The following is an 18,168-nucleotide window of genomic DNA, read 5'->3' as shown; positions in this document are numbered from 1 at the left end:
ATGAAATCAGTTAGTGAAGGTAAGTCAATTGGACGGGTGAATCATGTAAGTAATACGATACAAAAACTTGGACCACTTCTTGGATTTATCATGATTGTTATCATTGTGTCCATTTTAAATCCAAGTTTTCTACAGCCACTAAATATATTAAATCTATTACGACAAGTGGCGATTAATGCTTTAATTGCTTTCGGGATGACATTTGTCATTTTAACTGGAGGAATTGATTTATCTGTCGGTTCCATTTTAGCACTATCAAGTGCATTAATGGGTGGAATGATGGTATCCGGCATGGATCCTATCTTAGCTATTATTATAGGTACACTTTTAGGTGGAGTTATGGGGATGATTAATGGTTTCCTTATAACAAAAGGAAAAATGGCTCCTTTTATTGCAACATTAGCAACGATGACAGTTTTTCGTGGGTTAACTCTTGTTTATACTAACGGAAATCCGATTACTGGATTAAGCAATAGTCGATTATTTCAGTTGTTTGGACGTGGCTATGAGCTAGGAATTCCTGTTCCAGCCATCACCATGATTATCGCTTTTATCGTTTTATATATTATTCTTCAAAAAACACCATTTGGACGTAAAACCTATGCAATCGGTGGAAATGAAAAAGCCGCTATGATATCAGGAATAAAAGTATCTCGTGTAAAAGTAATGATCTATTCATTAGCGGGAATGCTTTCTGCATTAGCAGGAGCTATCCTAATCTCACGTCTTGATTCTGCACAACCTACAGCTGGTACTTCCTATGAACTGGATGCCATTGCAGCAGTTGTATTAGGTGGGACAAGCTTATCAGGTGGACGTGGGAAAATATTTGGTACTCTCATTGGTGCATTAATTATTGGTACTCTAAACAATGGTCTAAACTTACTTGGCGTGTCATCATTTTATCAAATGGTCGTTAAAGGGATTGTAATTTTAATTGCTGTCTTACTAGATCGTAAAAAAGCAGCAGCATAGGAGGGGTACAGGATGAAAAAATTACTCTTATTATTTATGACTTTATCTCTGATGTTATTGGGAGCATGCTCGATGGAACCGCCAAACTGGGCAAAGCCAGCAAAGAAGCATGATCTTAAAAATATCAAAATAGGATTATCGGTATCTACGTTAAACAACCCATTCTTTGTTTCGTTGAAAAACGGTGTTGTTAAAGAAGCGAAAGCGAAAGGTATGACTGTTATCGTTGTAGATGCTCAAAACGATTCAGCAAAACAAGTAAATGATGTTCAAGATTTATTACAGCAAGGTGTAGATGCACTCTTAATTAATCCAACTGATTCTGCAGCGATTTCAACAGCTGTTCAATCAGCAAATGAATCAGGTGTACCTGTTATTACTCTTGACCGCTCTGCTGACAAAGGAAAAGTAGAAACATTGGTCGCTTCCGATAATATTAAAGGTGGGAAGATGGCTGCAGATTATATTATTCAACAAGTTGGCAAGAAAGCAAAAGTTGTAGAATTACAGGGTGTACCAGGTGCATCTGCAACCAATGAACGAGGTAAGGGCTTCCATCAAATTGCCGATAAGGAGCTTAATGTGGTGGAAAGTCAATCTGCTCATTTTGACCGTACAGAAGGATTAAATGTTATGGAGAATTTGATTCAGGGTCATCCAGATATTCAAGCTGTTTTTGCTCAAAATGATGAAATGGCATTAGGTGCTTTAGAAGCGATTAATAGCTCAGGCAAAAACATCGTTGTAGTTGGATTCGATGGAAATGATGACGCTCTTAAATCCATTAAAGACGGAAAATTAAATGCTACTGTAGCACAGCAACCAGAGCTTATCGGTAAATTAGCTATTAATGCTGCAGGAGATGTTTTAAAAGGGAAAAAAGTGAAAAATTATATCCCTGCTCCTTTAAAACTTGTGACTAAATAATAATTGTAAAGGGCTTCCCATAAGTCAGAGTAACTAACTTATGGGAAGCCCTTTTGTATTAAGTTATTTATTTTTTTCTGTTCCCCCTGAAATAGAATTAAAGAATGATACTTTTCCATTTTAACCTAAGTAAACAAGAATAACCTTTTTTAGAAAAACATACAGTTTATAGAACTTATCTACGTTTAATAGGGGTGGGAAAATTGCATAGAGCAGGTAAAGATGATTTTGTTTCAGGTTTTGTACCACATCATAACCATGGATCCGTTGATTACACGTCAGTAGTGAGTGGTCATGTCCATCAATGTCTAGATGTAACATCTCCACCTATCCAAACACAAGATGGTGGTCATATCCACTATACAGAAGGGTACGTATTATATGAGGATGGACATACTCATCAATACAAGGCATACTCGGGTCCAGCCATACCTCTTGGGAATGGAATGCATGTTCATTATTATGATTTTTATACAACAGAAGATAATGGGCATAAACATCATATAAAGGGAGTAGACCAACCTGCACCCGGGAATAAATGACTTATATAACAAAAAAGTCTGAAGAGATTTAGTTTCTTCAGACTTTTTCAATTTAATTATGGTAATTCCAATTGAATGAAAATATCAAAATAATGTTTTTTTCAACTATTAAGCTTGCTTTCTTTTCGGTTCTTGCGCTGGAACAACTAGTTTTTCGTTACCCATTAAAAGAATAGCGATAAATCCTAATGCAATTGGGATTAATGCCCATTGGAATGTTGATGTAACAGAACTTGCCATTGCATCTGTAATTTTATGAAGAATTTCTGGCGGTATTGAAGCTCTGCCTTGAGCTGTAAATATTGTGTGTGAATCGATATGTCCTGCAAATCCTTTCATATTACCTAATGCGTCTTGAAGATTGTTCTTCATGATATGGTTTTGAATTGTTCCAAAAATCGTTACACCAAGTGTCATTCCTAATGATCTAAAGAATGTATTTGTTGATGTTGCAATACCACGTTTTTGTGGCTCAATATTATGTTGTGTTGCCATGCTTAGAAGTGAGAAAGAACAACCCATTCCAACCCCAGTGATGATCATATAGATCGTAACAATAGAGCGAGAAGTACTTGGATCTAATGTACTTAATAAATACATACCTGTGAAAAATAAAATTACTGATACTACCATAATGTTACGGTAGCTAAATTTTCTTACTAATTGACCTGCAGTTTGACTACCAACTACTGAGCCTAACATCATAGGAATTAAAATAACCCCAGAGTTTGTTGCACTTCCACCGTATACTGATTGAACAAATAGTGGAATTAATACTGTTGTAATAATAAACGCTGAACCATAGAAAAATGCTACACCTTGTGTTGCTGCAAATAGTTGTTTATTAAATAAACTGAAAGAAATAATTGGTTCTTGAACTTTTCTTTCAATAATCATAAATGAAATGAAAAGCACTGCGAAAATAGAAAACAGAGAAATTATTTGCGTAGAATCCCATGCATATTTATTTCCACCAAGTTCAAGCCCAAACATTAAGCTGACAACAGAACCAACTAATGTGATCGCACCAAACCAATCGACTTTAAGTTTTTTAAGTTGAAGAGATTCTTTATAAAATAGAGAAATAAAAATGAAAGATACGATACCTAAAGGTAAGTTAATATAGAAAATCCAGCGCCAATTAATTTGGTCGGTAATATAAGCTCCTAATAATGGGCCGATTACACTAGATAGACCAAATACCGCTCCAAATAACCCCATCATTTTTCCACGTTTTTCTGGTGGGAAAATATCAAAAATGATTGTAAAGGCGATTGGCATTAACGATCCTCCGCCTATCCCTTGAATCGCACGATAAATACTTAATTTGATAATCGTATCTGCTGTTCCGCAAAGTGCTGAACCAATTAAGAAAATCGCAAGTCCGAATAAATAAAATCGTTTACGACCATACATATCTGATAATTTACCAAAAATCGGCATACTCGCCATTGAAGCCACTAAATAAGCAGATGTGACCCAAACAAATTGATCAAGACCACCTAGATCTCCTACAATTGTTGGCATTGAAGCAGACACAATTGTGTTATCCATTGCAGCCATGAACATTCCTAATAGTAAGCCAGCTACAACAAAACCAACTTTACTTTCTTTTGAAACCATAAAAAGCCTCCTTATTATTCTGTACTTGTAAAATTCATCGTCTCTGTTGAAAACAATAAATTGAGTTGAACCAAAATATCTAGTATTAAATTTAATTCTTCTTCACTGTATTTCTTAAATAATTGGGATAGAGAGTCACGCAAAGGTTTAAATAATTGAATGACCTCAGAATTCCGATGAGTTAAAGGTTGAATAATCACACATCTACGATCATTCGGATCTTGCATTCTTTCAACAAGCTCCGCTCTCTCAAGACGATCAATCACTCCAGTAATAGCACCAGTTGTTAGGTTTGTAAGTTTTGCTAATTGTCCAGCAGTCATTGGTCCAGTTTGATTAAGAAGATCTCTACACCTTAAATCTGTCGCATTTATATGAAGATTTGTAGCAACACCTTCATTAAATATATGAATCGTAGTATTAAACTTTCTCAATTCTTTAAGAATTAATGGTAAAAATTCATTCTTATGTAAAAGCTTTTTTGACAGTTTTTTTCCCTCCTTCTTTATTTAAGATGAATACATAAAAAAGATTTACTTACTAATTATCTTAGTTGCTAAGATAACTATATAGAAGGGGAAAGTTGATGTCAATTAAAGTGTTTTACGATAATGTTCAAATACAAAATATTTCTCATCCAAAATTTGTAGAATAGAAGCTCTAAGTAGCCACACTTATTTATGAAAGAAAAATATCTTTTATTTTAAGAAATAAAGGATTTTAAAAATATATCTTTAAATTATGTAGATAAAAATCTTTTAATCGTAAAATTTATTATTTAAGGGAGAAATATTTACATGATTAACAAAGAGAATTCAATAAAAATTAGACCTTTATTAATAGATGATATTAAAACTGTTTTAATTTGGAGCAAAGATGATCATTTTTGTACAGCGAATGGATGGGAAACAAATAGAAGTGAAGAAGAATTATACACTTGGTGGATCCGTTGTGTGAATAATGAATCTGAACATTTTATTCGAAAGGGAATTGAATATAATGAGAAACTAATTGGATATGTAGACTTAGCGAATATTAAGGAACATACCGCTGAATACGGAATTGCAATTGGAGAGAGTACTTTATGGGGACATGGAATAGGGTATAAAACTACTCTATGTATGATTGATTATGGCTTCAAAAAACTCGGAATTAAAGTTTTTACTGCAGAAACACATGAAACGAATAGTCGTTCACAAAAAATGCTTGAGAAAATAGGATTTAGAGAAATTAGTCGAGAAGGTACAGAGGAATATTTAGGAGTGGAGAGTCAACTAATACAGTATAGACTTGGTTAATCCGAATTACATAAAACGAATTGAAATGACTAGTGCAAATTTAAACTATTTACTTAATCAACTTGAATCAATGAAAATAAGTAATAAAGAAACGGATGAAATCATATTACGTAATTGGATAAATAGTAACTTTAAAAATAATCAAAATGAAGTGAAAACGATTATCATTACTATACCTAAAAAAATGATAAGTATTATACTTATTCTGGTGATGAGATCACTAAGAAAACCTACTTAGAAGAACAGGATTATATCAAACATTTTTTCCACAACTAAAAACATCCATTTTAATTATTCACCAAATACATACGTTATTTCAAGGTAATGATGGCGGGTATAAATGTAAGATTATTTAGCCTTGGTTTAAATAACCTAATCAAGTATTTTTAAGCTTTATGATCGATAAAATTAGTAATAAAACAAAAAGGCACTCAATGAGTGTCTTTTTAAATTGATTTGAAACAGTTTTATAAGAAAACAGTTTAATAATATGTTAACATTATATTGACCAAATTTTGGGATATGTGAAATTTTATGGAATTCTTTTAATATTAACTGTTAAACGGTTATTTTTGAACAATAAAAGCAATTCAAATATAGTACCATGACAACTTAATAATATGGAATCTAAAAAATATCACTTCTTAAAAATTTGGTAATTGCTATATTACAACTAAGAAGGAGCAACAAGATGAAGAGAATTTTAAGTGTACTTATCGTAGCAATTATTTCTATTTTTGGCGTATTTCAAGTACAAAATGTAAATGCTCAAGCTGGAGCAAAGTTCACGGTTAAATTAACGAAGTGTGTTGACGGTGATACGGCTTATTTTACAAAGGTAGGAAAAACTAGATTCTTATATGTTGATACACCAGAATCTACTAATCGTATCGAACCTTATGGAAAAGAAGCATCTACATACACTTGTAATGTTTTAAAACACGCTAAATCAATTCAATTACAATATGATGGACCTAAGAAAGATAAATATGGTCGTACATTAGCATGGGTATGGGTTAATGGATCACTTTTCCAAAAAACACTAATTAATAAAGGATATGTAAAACAGTTTTATGACTATGGTACATATTCATACGAATCTGAATTAAGAAGCTTACAAGCAAAAGCACAAAGAAATAAAGTGGGCTTATGGAGTAGAAAAACAACCACTTCTTCTTCTTCCAAAAAACCAGTAACTACAAAAACAAGTACAAGTATCAAAACTCAAGTATTTGCGAACTGTACAGACTTAAGAAAAGTATATCCTCATGGTGTTCCAAAAGGGCATCCAGCTTATCAAGCTAAGATGGATCGAGATCATGATAATTGGGCATGTGAGAAATAATATTTTTGAAGAAAACCTCTGGAGAAATTTCTGCAGGGGTATTTTTTATGCTATTTTTCTATGTGTCTTTCAAAAACGAAGTAGGAATATAATCGGTAAATGATTTGGATTATTGCGATGATGGATAAATATTTCATTGGTTCATAGAAGAAACAACCAATACAAAAAAGAATTGCTAATAAAGTTACAAAGTTTCCTGAGAAACCATTGATTGGTTGATTATCTAAAAAAAGCGTCTTAACACCTTTTAAATCTTTCGCATAGCAATTTTCATGATATGGGACTACTTCAAAAAACAAAATTGCTGTTACTAAATCATTTCTAACTGTGATTTCTCTTAAGCATTTATCAAAATAAATGGTTTTATTCATATACAAATCCTCTTAAATATAGTTATATCACTACTATAAGATATTTAAAAATACTAAAGGATATTACAATTCCCACGCTGGCAGCGTCGAGGTCAGGGGTTCGAGCCCCCTATGCTCCATTTCCGTAAAAAATTAGGAAGCCATTCCTGATCATTTGGGATGGCTTTCAGTCTAATGAAGTAAAAAAAAGTTCTTAGAAATTAAAATAGATTGTACCATTTTTCAGAAGCGTAATAACTAATTAGAATTAACAATTTATTTGTAAGTTATTTTTAGTATTAATGTAGTTGAAATGTTGTTGTTTCTAGTAAGGTTGCTTATTATTATGAAATATTTAGTATGGGCACTGATTATTATTGATATTCTTATCATTATTGCGATTATATACGGTGAAGTTTTCTTTCACATTTAGCAGTTATCTTTCCTAGTTTCTTTGACATTTTAAAAATACTACCCGGTGGTCATAGTTCAATATTAAAAAGGATGCCCCTCTTTAACAATTAAAGGGGGCATTCTTTCGTTTTAGGGGTTACTACTTATGAATCATTAAAAAATGAGTCAAAAGTCGGAAGGTGGTTTTTGCTATCAGAGAGAATTTTCATAATATTCAAATAACTAAGGAGGAGTTTTTTTATGAAGAAAAAAGGACTGAAGCTGGCATGTACAGCATGTACAGGCTTGGCGCTTGTCTTGGTAGCGTTGGGAAGCACCCAATCCATCTTCGCTGACAAGCAGGCCGCACAGAAGAAACCGGTTGTTGGAACATTAACGGTTGCAAATAAGGAGCAATTCAGCAAAACGGATAATCCCATTTCAATTGGTGTTCCCCTTTCCATTCCTTCAACAACACCAACCATTGTAAAAGTGCTGGATAAGCAGAAGTTCGGAAATGCGGTGCCTCCGGTAAAAAGTGAGGTCGATCTGCCGTCCGGAAAATGGAGAAAAGTATTGTTAACCATTACAGGGACTCAGCAAGGAAGACAATATGACCGCCTTTTCCAAATTTGGGCCGGCAGCTCCCAACTATTTGTAGGGGTTACACCTGAACCGACAAAAGACGGAATTGAATGGAAGATTCAAAAGGATGTTACGGAATATCTCCCCATCCTCCAAGGGAAACAAGTGCTGACAACAAAGCTTGAAAACTATGTAAATAGCACTTATACAGGTGTACCGGAAATGTCCGTACAGCTTGAATTTTTCCCTGAGGAAAAGGGCAACAAGGAAAAAGATGATGATCCTTTAAAAATCAAAACACCTGAAAAAATTGTCTCTATCACCAAGGATGCGGCCCCTTTTTATTTGTATGATAATAATCCATCCATGGATGTTCCGCTTGATTTACCGAACGACTTGATTGGAGCATATCTCGACCTTTATGTGGTTCCACAAAATGATGATGAATTTTGGTGGTCATTGCAGCCAGCATTCCGTGAGATAGAGGTTTATGTTGACGGGCAGCCCGCCGGGGCAATATGGCCCGAGCCTACCTTATTTACGGGCGGTGTGAATCCATATTTATGGCGGCCGATCCAGGGGATTAATACGCTAGACATGCCATCTTACCGTGTTAATTTAACGCCATTTGCTGGACTATTAGGGGGCAAACATACATTAAGTCTGAAAGTCGGTCAGCATATTAATTATTGGCTCTTGAGCGGTTCCTTATTTTTATACGAAAATGACGGGAAACCAACAACAGGGAAAATTGTAAAAAATACATTATCATTCCCAACCAATTCCGATAAAACGAAAAATGATTTGTTTGGAAATGACAATAATTTGTTCGGAGAAAATGCTAACCAAAACTATGAAATCGAGGGGACTATTGAGTCCAAAGGGGAAAGTTATACTTCTAGCATCCAAATGTCACGGAATCTGACCAGTGATCAAACGAATTATAATGAAGGCGGCGTTCAGCTCGTTCATAATGCACAGGTTGTTATTTCAGATGAATCGTTTGCGAAGCGGGGCCAAGGGGCAGCAACTAAGCATACTGAAACAGTTTATACCCTTGATTCCGGTTCAGGCTATATGACTCCAAATAATGGAACACCAGGATTCTTGCTTCCGTCAAATTTAATTCAATCCTTGCATGTTTACAATGTGCTTGATGGTCCTACCATGAAGGCACCCTATGAAAGCACACTGTATTTAAATACCCAAGGTTATGCATCTCTCAATCGGGCAAGTAAAGATACAGCGCAAGGTGCCACAACCGCAACGGTTGATTTTAAAGATTCAATGGAACACTCTTATCATCAAGTGTTAATGTCCCATGGAGGGCAAGTGACTTACAATTTAGAGCTTGGGTCATTAGCTAAAAAGGGGAAAGGAAATAAATAGTGGTTTTAAGGGCTCTTCCTAAACAGGAAGGGCCCTTATTTTTGACAACGCCTTATACAAACAAAGCTCAACATAAAAGGTTTCCGAAATATGCATTCTCATTGCTTCTTCTTTTTGTTGGTATAATACTTATTTTAGTATATGACCAAATTATGACCAAGAAGTTTTAATTAGTGTTTTGTCTATCATAGAAAGTTTAATGTGAAAAGAAAAAACCTTGATTTATCAAGGTTTTTTTACTTCATTTTGTATGGAGCATAGGGGGCTCGAACCCCTGACCTCGACGCTGCCAGCGTAGCGCTCTCCCACTGTAGTTAGTCGCACTGCCACAACAAGAAAATTAGTTTATTTGACAATAATGGTTGTTAGTTTAAGGAGTTACTTGTTAAGAATTCAGAAGTTACACTGTTATTTTCAATCAAGAATTAAAAACAAATTTATTACTGTAACGATTGAATTTTTAGCTATAAGATCAAATTCTATATACTACTCCTTAATCATTTCATGCCCATGTATTTCTAATAATTGATAAGCCTCTCCAAACATATTTTTATTTTCTCCAAATAAATGATGCGATTTATCATAGACGCCACTAACTTTTGTCAAAAAATTCAATTGATTAACCATAAATTCCGAATTACATAAAATAACAGCTTTATTTGTATATGGAAGTAATTTTTGTTGAAGTATTAAAGATTTTTTTGCTACTTCTGGTGAAAAAACAGCAACCTCACTGTTAGAATCCTTCATTTCGCGATGATCGACAAATATATTCAGATCTCCTTCTTTAAAAGTTAACCAAATTTTAGATAAAGAAGCGGTTATGAAATCAACCTCATCTTCAGTTACTAAGTTAGTCACTTGGAAGGATAATATTTTTTTATCTCGATCAATGTGATATTTAAAGCGCTCGGAAAAAGGAATTTTGAAATCTTTTTGCAAATAAGCAGGCTCAGTTGAAAATCTTTCTTCAGAAAAGAAATAACTCAGACTCACGTTCAATGCATTGGTTATTTTTTCGATATTTTGTAGGCTAATATTTCGTGTTCCTCTTTCTACGCCACCGATATATGACCTGTCTAAATTAGCATGTATAGCAAGAACCTCTTGACTCATTCCACATCGTGCACGGAGTTCTTTGACACGTAAACCAAAATCCTTTTGAATATCTATTAACATAATAGTACTCCTCTTTAAAAAATTCATTTTTATTATCGGAATGTATAGCAAAAAAATCAAGGTTTTGTCGAAAAAATCAAAAATGGTACTCATAGTCCGTAGAAATATGAAATCTACCATTTGTATGATAGATGAGTCAGATGTACTAATAGACTAGGAAAAAAGGAGACAATTAAATGAAAAAACTCATTTTTACATTTTTCTCAACTCTACTGATGTTTGGAATAACATCTACAGGGTATGCAAAAGAAGTTAAATATCTTCCATATGCAGAAGTTGGTGATTTAAGCGAAGGGTTAGCGCAATATTATGTACCTGGAGATGATAAATCTGGTTTTATCAATGTCAACGGACAAATTGTAATAAAAGCTTTATATGATGAAGTATGTGATTTTAAAGAAGGTCTGGCAGCGGTAAGGATTGGTGATAAGTGGGGATATATTGATAAGTCAGGAAAAGTAATTGTGAAGCCACAATTTGATGCGGTTGCTTTTAGTTTTAGTGAAGGTTTTGCTCAGGTAGAAAAAAATAATAAATGGGGATATATCGATAAATCCGGTAAAATTGTAATTCCAACAATATATGAAGATACGAATTCTTTTTCAGAGGGTTTAGCTCATGTGAAAAATAATGGAAAGTATGGTTTTATTAATAAGTCGGGAAAAGTAATTATTAAACCTCAATATGAAAAAGTTTGGGGATTTTTTGAAGGTTTAGCTCCTGTAAAAATAAATGGGAAATGGGGATTTATTGATAAAAATAGTAAACAAGTTATTACTCCCCAATATCAGGATGTTCATGTCTATAATGCAGGCTTAGCAGGTGTGAAAAGCAATGGGAAATGGGGATTTATTGATAAAAAAGGTAAACAAATAATTAAGTCAAAATATGATACAGTTTATGGATTTGATGAAGGTCTAGCACCAGTTCAGATTAAAGGTAAATGGGGTTTCATAAATAAAACAGGAAATGAAGTTATTAAATTAAAATATAATGAAGTATACAGTTTCTCAGAAGGATTAGCATACGTTAATACAATTAACGGACAAGGGGGATATATCGACAAAAACGACAAAGAAGTGATTAAATTTAAGGATGATTTTTCGGGATATTCATTTAATAATGGAGTTGCGGTTGTTGCAGATGGAGGCCAGGGATATTATTACTTTATTACAAATCCGCTTCCCGTATCAAAAAGAAAATGAGTGTCTATATTTTTAAAATTTACCTTTGAAGAAAAAAGGTAAAAGATAGCCAGTGATTTTTTGCTGGCTTTTTTATGTGCATCTAACATGTACATTATCTATTAAGGGGTAGTCATGAGGAAATGGGTATTTTAGAAATCTCAAAGGTCTCAAGGACAGACAATCCGTTACTTCCAAAATTCACTTCAAAGTGAAAAGATTTTAGGACACAAGATCGATATACTATTATAATTCATAAGAATTACCTCTTCTAGACTTTTAACGGAACCATAGTCCTTTTACTCCTATAAAATCCCCTTAATGACAAAAATAACGGAACAAAAGTCCGTCATACTCCTCACTTCGACGATAAATCCATTTTAAGATAAGAAACATCATTTAGGATATAACGATTTCTTCTAATTATTGAGAATTCCCTTAACACTTGGAGTTTTTCATAATTTGTCAGTAGAGTGTAATCATAAGATTTTAAAAATAAACCGATATATTTAAATCAATAAGATATATTGTATTATTGTCGTTTTTGTTGGTGAAAATGTCCGAAATTCACAGTAGTGCTTTAAAGAAAAAAAAACCATGAAATTTATCAAGGTTTTTTTAGTGAATATCGATGGAGCATAGGGGGCTCGAACCCCTGACCTCGACGCTGCCAGCGTAGCGCTCTCCCAGCTGAGCTAATGCCCCGAATGTATAAAGTTATTAAATTTTAACAACTTAATTTTAGTTTATTCAGAAAAGATGGTCAATGATTAAAAATAGCTCTACAATAATATACGAAATTGTCTTCGAACAATCAAATCGGATTTAGGTTTACATAATAATATTATATTTTCAATTACATTTAAAATTGTATAGATCACCATGTAGTTAGAAAATAGACTATAGATTGCAGTTCTTATAGCAATATGGAAACAATTTTTATGAAATCTATTAATAGGAAATAGTGAAAAGTGGTTTACTGTTATCCTATATTGGAAATTAATAATATCTCAATATTATTGGGTATAGTGTTTAATTTATCGTTGATATTGCAGAATTATTCTATATAACAATCAGAATTAATCAAACCTACTTCTCTTTAATTCGAGAGATACCATATTGCATAAAAAATTAAAAGTAGATATAATTAGTTAAGTCAAAATATATAAAATTTTCAGTATTTTATAATGTGTTTGACTTGATCCTTTATAAAAAAATCGGAGGGAAGCAAATGAAAAAAGTTGGCCTTACTGCTCTTGTTTTATCATTGTCTACTGCATTTATGTTGTCTACATTTGGTTCGAATCAAGAATTAGCAAGTGCAAAATCAACAAAAACGTTACGTATTGTAACGGATGCTACATATGCTCCATTTGAATACATGGATAAAGGAAAAATCGTAGGTTTTGATGTAGATATTATAAAAGCAATAGGTAAACAAGCTGGATATTCAGTAAAAGTAGAAAATATTGGCTGGGATCCAATCTTTGTTGAACTAGGAAATAAAAGAGCGGATGCTGGAATTTCTTCCATAACGATCGATAAAGATCGACAAAAAACATATGATTTTACACTCCCCTACTTTCTATCAATCAATGAAATTCTCGTTCCTAAAAATAGTAAAATCAAGTCCGCAAAAGATTTAAAAGGGAAGGTTGTAGCTGTGCAAAATGCCACAACTGGTCAAGCATACGCCGAAAAAATTCTTGGAAAGAAAAGTAAGAATATTAAAAAGTTTGAAAGTAATGCGCTTGCCATAATGGAGTTAGTGAACGGCGGTGCAGATGCAGTTGTTGCTGATAATACTGTTGTTGAAGAGTATGCAAAAAATAATCCTACTCAAAAATTAAAGGTTATTTCAGATAAGAGTAATTTTCAGCCTGAATTCTATGGTGTAATGCTACCAAAAGGAAGTAAGTTAAAACCAAGTTTAGATAAAGCGATTAAAGCAATTATGGATAATGGAACGTATCGTAAAATTTTTAAAGATCGATTTGGTAAAGAACCAGACATGAAGAGATTAAAAGACGAACAAAGTAAGTAAACAGTTGAATAGAATTGCGTAACTCTAACAATCTAGTGTTGCGCAATTTTTATCTAATAGGGGGACAAGTAATGGACTTTCGATTTGAGATCATTAAAGAATACGCTCCTTATTTAGCACAAGGAACAGCCTATACCATTGGTCTTTCTTTAGCAGGTATATTTATTGGAACATTTTTAGGCTTATTCATTGGTTTAGGAAAAATGATGAAAAACAAGTTCCTTAGCTGGCCGTTTATTTGCTATATTGCTTTTTTTAGAGGTACTCCTCTTTTTGTTCAAATTTTGTTGATTCATTTTGGATTAGTTCCTTTATTTACTGGTGAAACGAATCCAATTCTCGCTGCAATTCTCGCTCTATCATTGAATTCAGCGGCATATATTGCTGAAATTTTTCGTGCAGGTGTTCAATCAATTGATAAAGGACAGATGGAAGGTGCTCGTTCTCTTGGACTGACACATGTTCAAGCAATGAGATATGTAATATTACCACAGGCTACAAAACGAATGATTCCACCACTTGGAAATGAATTTATCGTATTAATAAAGGAATCGTCTATTGCAGCCATTATCGCCGCTCCCGAACTAATGTACTGGAGTAGAGCAGAAGCAGGACAATATTTCCGTGTTTGGGAACCTTATTTAACAGCCGCTGTAATTTATCTTATTTTAACACTTTCACTAAGCTTAGTACTTAATCTCATTGAAAGAAAGTTGGCGACAGAATGATTAAGGTTACTAATTTAAAAAAATCATTTGGAAATCATGAAGTATTGAAGGATATTAACGTAGACATTAAACCCCAGGAAGTAGTTGTAGTAATAGGACCATCAGGCTCTGGTAAATCCACTTTTTTAAGGTGTATTAACATGCTAGAGACGATCACCGATGGAAAAGTATATATAGAAAACGTTGATATCACAGATAAAAAAACAAATATTAATGAAATTAGAACTGAAGTTGGCATGGTTTTTCAACATTTCAACTTATTTTCACATAAGACAGTACTTGAGAATATCATGCTTGCTCCTTTAAAAGTTCGAAAATTGGATAAAGAAAAAACTAGATTAAAAGCTTTAGAACTTCTTAGAAAAGTAGGATTAGCTGATAAAGCAAATGCTTATCCTAATTCATTATCTGGTGGTCAAAAGCAACGTGTTGCAATTGCAAGAGCACTTGCTATGGAACCCAAAATATTATTATTTGATGAACCGACATCAGCCCTTGATCCAGAAATGGTAGGAGAAGTGTTAGAAGTTATGAAAAAGCTGGCTAGGGAAGGAATGACAATGGTCGTTGTTACTCACGAAATGGGTTTTGCTCGTGAAGTTGGAGATCGTGTCATTTTCATGGATGAGGGATATATTGTTGAAGAAAATATCCCAAATGAACTATTTGGTGGTCCTAGACACGAAAGAACGAAAGCATTTTTAAGTAAAGTACTTTGATTATAAACTTTGTTTTTCAGAAGGTACTGATTTATACCCCCTTTGGAAACAAGGTTTTAATATAAGAATAATTGAAAGGCTTTGAATCATAAAAATACAAAATCTTTCAAATTATCTATTAAAATTATTATATCAGGAGGATGATTCAATGGATTTCACATTATCAAGCGAGCAATTAGCAATTAAGGAAATGGTACGTAGTTTTGCAGAAAAGGAAATTGAGCCATTTGCTCATGAAAATGATTTAGAAAGTAAATTTCCAATCGAAACCTTTAAAAAAATGGGTGAATTAGGTTTACTAGGTATTCCTTTCCCAGAGGAGTATGGTGGAATTGGTGCTGATACAATCAGTTATTGTTTAGCTGTTGAAGAAATTGGCCGTGCTTGTGGAGGTACAGGATTAAGCTTTGCTGCTACAACTTCACTTGGTGCATCCCCAATTTATTATTTTGGAACTGAAGAGCAAAAACAAAAGTTTTTAAAACCAATGGCAAGTGGTCAAACACTTGGGGCATTTGGGTTAACTGAACCTAATGCTGGATCAGATGCAGGTGGTACACAAACGAAGGCTACAGATAACGGAGATACTATTATCTTAAATGGAGAAAAATGTTGGATAACAAATGCTAGCTATTCAAATACTGTAATTTGTACAGCTTACAATTCAATTAATGAAAACGGAAAGAAAGTTGTAAGTGCTTACATCGTACCAACTAATACACCTGGCTTAAGCATCTCTGAACCTTATGACAAAATGGGCGTTCGCGCTTCGAATACAACCCAAATCGTATTAAATGATGTTGAAATCCCTAAAGAAAATATATTGGGAGATTCTACAAAAGGGTTTGGCCAATTTTTATATACACTTGATGGTGGACGTATTTCAATTGCCGCTCTTGCTGTAGGTATTGCTCAATCAGCATTTGAAAAAGCTCTTGCATATGCAAAAGAAAGAAAGCAGTTTGGTAAATCGATTTCTAATTTCCAAGCAATTCAATTTAAGCTAGCTGATATGGCTATGGGTGTTGAATTAGCAAGGAATATGGTACATAAAGCGGCTTGGTTAAAAGACAATAACAAACCTTTTTCAAAAGAAGCGGCTTTTGCAAAGTTGTATGCATCTGAAATGGCTTCTAAAGTTGCAAATGAAGCACTACAAATTCATGGTGGATATGGCTATATGAAAGAATACGGTATTGAGCGATTAGTACGAGATGCGAAACTTCTTGAAATTGGTGAAGGAACTTCTGAAATTCAAAGAATGGTTATAGCAAGACAATTAGGCTGTCGATAAGGAGTTGACTTTATGATCAAGGTATTAATTGCAAATCGTGGTGAAATTGCTGTTCGAATCTTAAAAACTTGTAAAAAATTACACTATCAAACAGTTGCAGTCTATTCTGATGTTGATAAAGAAAGCTTACATGTTTCATTAAGTGACGAAGCATATCCTTTAGAAGGAAATCAAACAAAAGACACGTATTTAAATATAGAGAAGATTATTCAAATCGCAAAATCAAGTAACGTTACTGCAATTCATCCTGGATACGGCTTTTTATCCGAAAATACCGAGTTTGCAAGACGGTGTAAAGAAGAAGGAATTATCTTTATCGGACCATCTCCAGAGCATATTGAATTAATGGGTGAAAAAATCCGTGCAAGACAACTGATGGAAAGCTTAAACATTCCTGTTATTAAGGGAGATTCAAATCCGTTAACTTCAATTGACCAGGCTATTAGACTTGCCGAAGAGATTGGCTATCCAGTTATGCTAAAAGCATCAAGTGGTGGCGGTGGAATCGGAATGAAGCTAATCTCTGATCCTGATCAATTAGAAAAAGAATTTTTACCGACTCAGCAAAGAGCTGCTCAATTCTTTGGAAACGGTGATGTATTTCTTGAAAAAGCAATTCTTTCTCCAAGACATATTGAAACACAAATTGTTGGAGATCAACATGGCCATTCAGTCTTTTTATTTGAACGTGATTGTTCAATTCAAAGAAGAAACCAAAAAGTTATTGAAGAAGCGCCATCTCCATTTTTATCATCAGTAGGACGTAAAAAATTAAAAGATTATTCACTTCATATTGCTAAATCATTGAACTATTGTAATGTTGGAACCATTGAGTTTCTAATGGATGAACAAGAAAACATTTATTTTTTAGAAATGAATACAAGACTTCAAGTAGAACATGGTGTAACAGAAGGTATTACAGGAATTGACTTAGTAGAATGGCAATTTCGAGTGGCTTTTGGGGAGCGGTTACCAGTTCATGAAAGTGAAGTAACAAGTGAAGGACATTCAATCGAACTACGTCTATATGCAGAAGACCCAACAACATTCTTCCCTTCACCAGGTAAAATAACATCTTGCCTATTCCCAGAACACGAAAATATAAGAATTGATACACATATTTATAATGGCTGGAGTGTCTCTCCATTCTATGACCCATTATTAGCAAAGATTATTGTTACAAAAAATAATCGATTTGAAGCAATTCAAGTTCTTGAAACTTATTTAAAAGAAATTGAAATCACAGGAATTAAAACAAATCTACCATTTTTACAAAGAGTATTAGAAACAGATAGTTTTAGAGAAGGTAACTATACTACTAATTTTATTAATGAATATCAAAAAGTGAAATGAGGTAATGGATATGGAAAAATTAACAGCAATGATGGCAGGTAGTGTTTGGAAACTATTAGTTAGTGAAGGCGATCAATTAAATAGTGATCAAGATTTTGTTATTTTGGAATCGATGAAAATGGAGATTCCTCACACATCTACATATAGTTGTAGAGTAGTAAAAACATATGTTAATGAAGGAGATTTTGTAAACGAAGGAGATCCTTTAATTGAAGTTGAAAAACTATAAGGGGTGAACAC

18 protein-coding genes and 1 tRNA gene are annotated in these 18,168 nt (G+C 33.6%); 14 read left to right on the top strand and 5 right to left on the bottom strand.

Translation table 11 applies throughout. From position 1 onward, the window contains the following. The 3 genes from rbsC to J5Y03_RS14800 all read left to right on the top strand — a co-directional run bounded on the left by rbsC (position 1) and on the right by J5Y03_RS14800 (position 2,444). Positions 1-975 carry an ABC transporter permease gene (gene rbsC / locus J5Y03_RS14810; RefSeq protein ID WP_209406773.1) on the top strand — a complete coding sequence of 325 codons (975 nt, stop codon included), beginning with the start codon at positions 1-3 and terminating at the stop codon, positions 973-975. 12 nt (positions 976-987) lie between these two features. Then, positions 988-1,902, top strand: a complete 915-nt coding sequence (rbsB, locus tag J5Y03_RS14805) for a ribose ABC transporter substrate-binding protein RbsB (protein ID WP_209406772.1) — start codon at positions 988-990, stop codon at positions 1,900-1,902. A gap of 203 nt (positions 1,903-2,105) precedes the next feature. After that, positions 2,106-2,444, top strand: a complete 339-nt coding sequence (locus J5Y03_RS14800; RefSeq protein WP_209406771.1) for a YmaF family protein — start codon at positions 2,106-2,108, stop codon at positions 2,442-2,444. A 108-nt stretch (positions 2,445-2,552) separates the two neighbouring features. Here the strand turns inward: J5Y03_RS14800 and J5Y03_RS14795 are convergent, their stop codons facing one another. Together J5Y03_RS14795 and J5Y03_RS14790 are read right to left on the bottom strand one after the other, a co-directional pair. Further along, a complete protein-coding gene (locus J5Y03_RS14795) occupies positions 2,553-4,067 on the bottom strand; it encodes an MDR family MFS transporter (protein ID WP_209406770.1) in 1,515 nt (504 codons plus the stop codon). Positions 4,068-4,081: 14 nt separating this feature from the next. After that, entirely contained in the window at positions 4,082-4,501 is a 420-nt protein-coding gene (locus J5Y03_RS14790) for a MarR family transcriptional regulator (RefSeq protein ID WP_209406769.1), read from the bottom strand. 363 nt (positions 4,502-4,864) lie between these two features. On the opposite strand from J5Y03_RS14790, the gene J5Y03_RS14785 reads away from it, so the two are divergent. The 3 genes from J5Y03_RS14785 (at position 4,865) to J5Y03_RS14775 (ending at position 6,710) form a co-directional block, all read left to right on the top strand. After that, entirely contained in the window at positions 4,865-5,365 is a 501-nt protein-coding gene (locus tag J5Y03_RS14785) for a GNAT family N-acetyltransferase (RefSeq protein WP_209406768.1), read from the top strand. A 25-nt stretch (positions 5,366-5,390) separates the two neighbouring features. Beyond that, positions 5,391-5,603, top strand: a complete 213-nt coding sequence (locus tag J5Y03_RS14780) for a hypothetical protein (RefSeq protein ID WP_209406767.1) — start codon at positions 5,391-5,393, stop codon at positions 5,601-5,603. A 453-nt stretch (positions 5,604-6,056) separates the two neighbouring features. After that, positions 6,057-6,710: a thermonuclease family protein gene (locus tag J5Y03_RS14775; RefSeq protein ID WP_209406766.1), complete on the top strand. Its 654-nt coding sequence runs from the start codon at positions 6,057-6,059 to the stop codon at positions 6,708-6,710. A 50-nt stretch (positions 6,711-6,760) separates the two neighbouring features. Here the strand turns inward: J5Y03_RS14775 and J5Y03_RS14770 are convergent, their stop codons facing one another. After that, positions 6,761-7,081, bottom strand: a complete 321-nt coding sequence (locus J5Y03_RS14770; RefSeq protein WP_209406765.1) for a hypothetical protein — start codon at positions 7,079-7,081, stop codon at positions 6,761-6,763. A 633-nt stretch (positions 7,082-7,714) separates the two neighbouring features. On the opposite strand from J5Y03_RS14770, the gene J5Y03_RS14765 reads away from it, so the two are divergent. Beyond that, positions 7,715-9,427 carry a peptide-N4-asparagine amidase gene (locus tag J5Y03_RS14765; protein ID WP_209406764.1) on the top strand — a complete coding sequence of 571 codons (1,713 nt, stop codon included), beginning with the start codon at positions 7,715-7,717 and terminating at the stop codon, positions 9,425-9,427. Between the two features lie 486 nt (positions 9,428-9,913). Here J5Y03_RS14765 and J5Y03_RS14760 read toward each other — a convergent pair whose 3' ends face one another. Further along, a complete protein-coding gene (locus J5Y03_RS14760; RefSeq protein WP_245208910.1) occupies positions 9,914-10,606 on the bottom strand; it encodes a helix-turn-helix domain-containing protein in 693 nt (230 codons plus the stop codon). A gap of 176 nt (positions 10,607-10,782) precedes the next feature. Between J5Y03_RS14760 and J5Y03_RS14755 the strand changes: the two genes are divergently transcribed. Continuing rightward, positions 10,783-11,811 carry a WG repeat-containing protein gene (locus tag J5Y03_RS14755; RefSeq protein ID WP_209406763.1) on the top strand — a complete coding sequence of 343 codons (1,029 nt, stop codon included), beginning with the start codon at positions 10,783-10,785 and terminating at the stop codon, positions 11,809-11,811. 611 nt (positions 11,812-12,422) lie between these two features. On the opposite strand, the gene J5Y03_RS14750 is transcribed toward J5Y03_RS14755, so the two are convergent. Next, positions 12,423-12,495: transfer RNA gene (locus J5Y03_RS14750), tRNA-Ala, on the bottom strand. 526 nt (positions 12,496-13,021) lie between these two features. Between J5Y03_RS14750 and J5Y03_RS14745 the strand changes: the two genes are divergently transcribed. The 6 genes from J5Y03_RS14745 (at position 13,022) to J5Y03_RS14720 (ending at position 18,157) form a co-directional block, all read left to right on the top strand. Then, entirely contained in the window at positions 13,022-13,834 is an 813-nt protein-coding gene (locus J5Y03_RS14745) for a basic amino acid ABC transporter substrate-binding protein (protein ID WP_209406762.1), read from the top strand. Positions 13,835-13,905: 71 nt separating this feature from the next. Further along, on the top strand, positions 13,906-14,562 hold the full coding sequence (locus J5Y03_RS14740) for an amino acid ABC transporter permease (protein WP_209406761.1): 657 nt from the start codon (positions 13,906-13,908) through the stop codon (positions 14,560-14,562). Then, entirely contained in the window at positions 14,559-15,281 is a 723-nt protein-coding gene (locus J5Y03_RS14735) for an amino acid ABC transporter ATP-binding protein (RefSeq protein ID WP_209406760.1), read from the top strand. Before J5Y03_RS14740 ends, J5Y03_RS14735 begins: the two co-directional genes overlap by 4 nt. Positions 15,282-15,429: 148 nt before the next feature. Continuing rightward, a complete protein-coding gene (locus J5Y03_RS14730; RefSeq protein WP_209406759.1) occupies positions 15,430-16,575 on the top strand; it encodes an acyl-CoA dehydrogenase family protein in 1,146 nt (381 codons plus the stop codon). 12 nt (positions 16,576-16,587) lie between these two features. Then, entirely contained in the window at positions 16,588-17,928 is a 1,341-nt protein-coding gene (locus J5Y03_RS14725; RefSeq protein WP_209406758.1) for an acetyl-CoA carboxylase biotin carboxylase subunit, read from the top strand. Between the two features lie 10 nt (positions 17,929-17,938). Then, the gene (locus tag J5Y03_RS14720; protein ID WP_209406757.1) at positions 17,939-18,157 is read left to right on the top strand and encodes an acetyl-CoA carboxylase biotin carboxyl carrier protein subunit; all 219 of its coding nucleotides are present in this window, start codon (positions 17,939-17,941) and stop codon (positions 18,155-18,157) included. Positions 18,158-18,168 lie beyond the last annotated feature (11 nt).

The organism is Gottfriedia endophytica, from assembly GCF_017814275.1.
GTDB classification, from domain to species: Bacteria; Bacillota; Bacilli; order Bacillales; family Bacillaceae_G; genus Gottfriedia; species Gottfriedia endophytica.
This window is presented reverse-complemented; position numbering and strand designations above follow the sequence as displayed.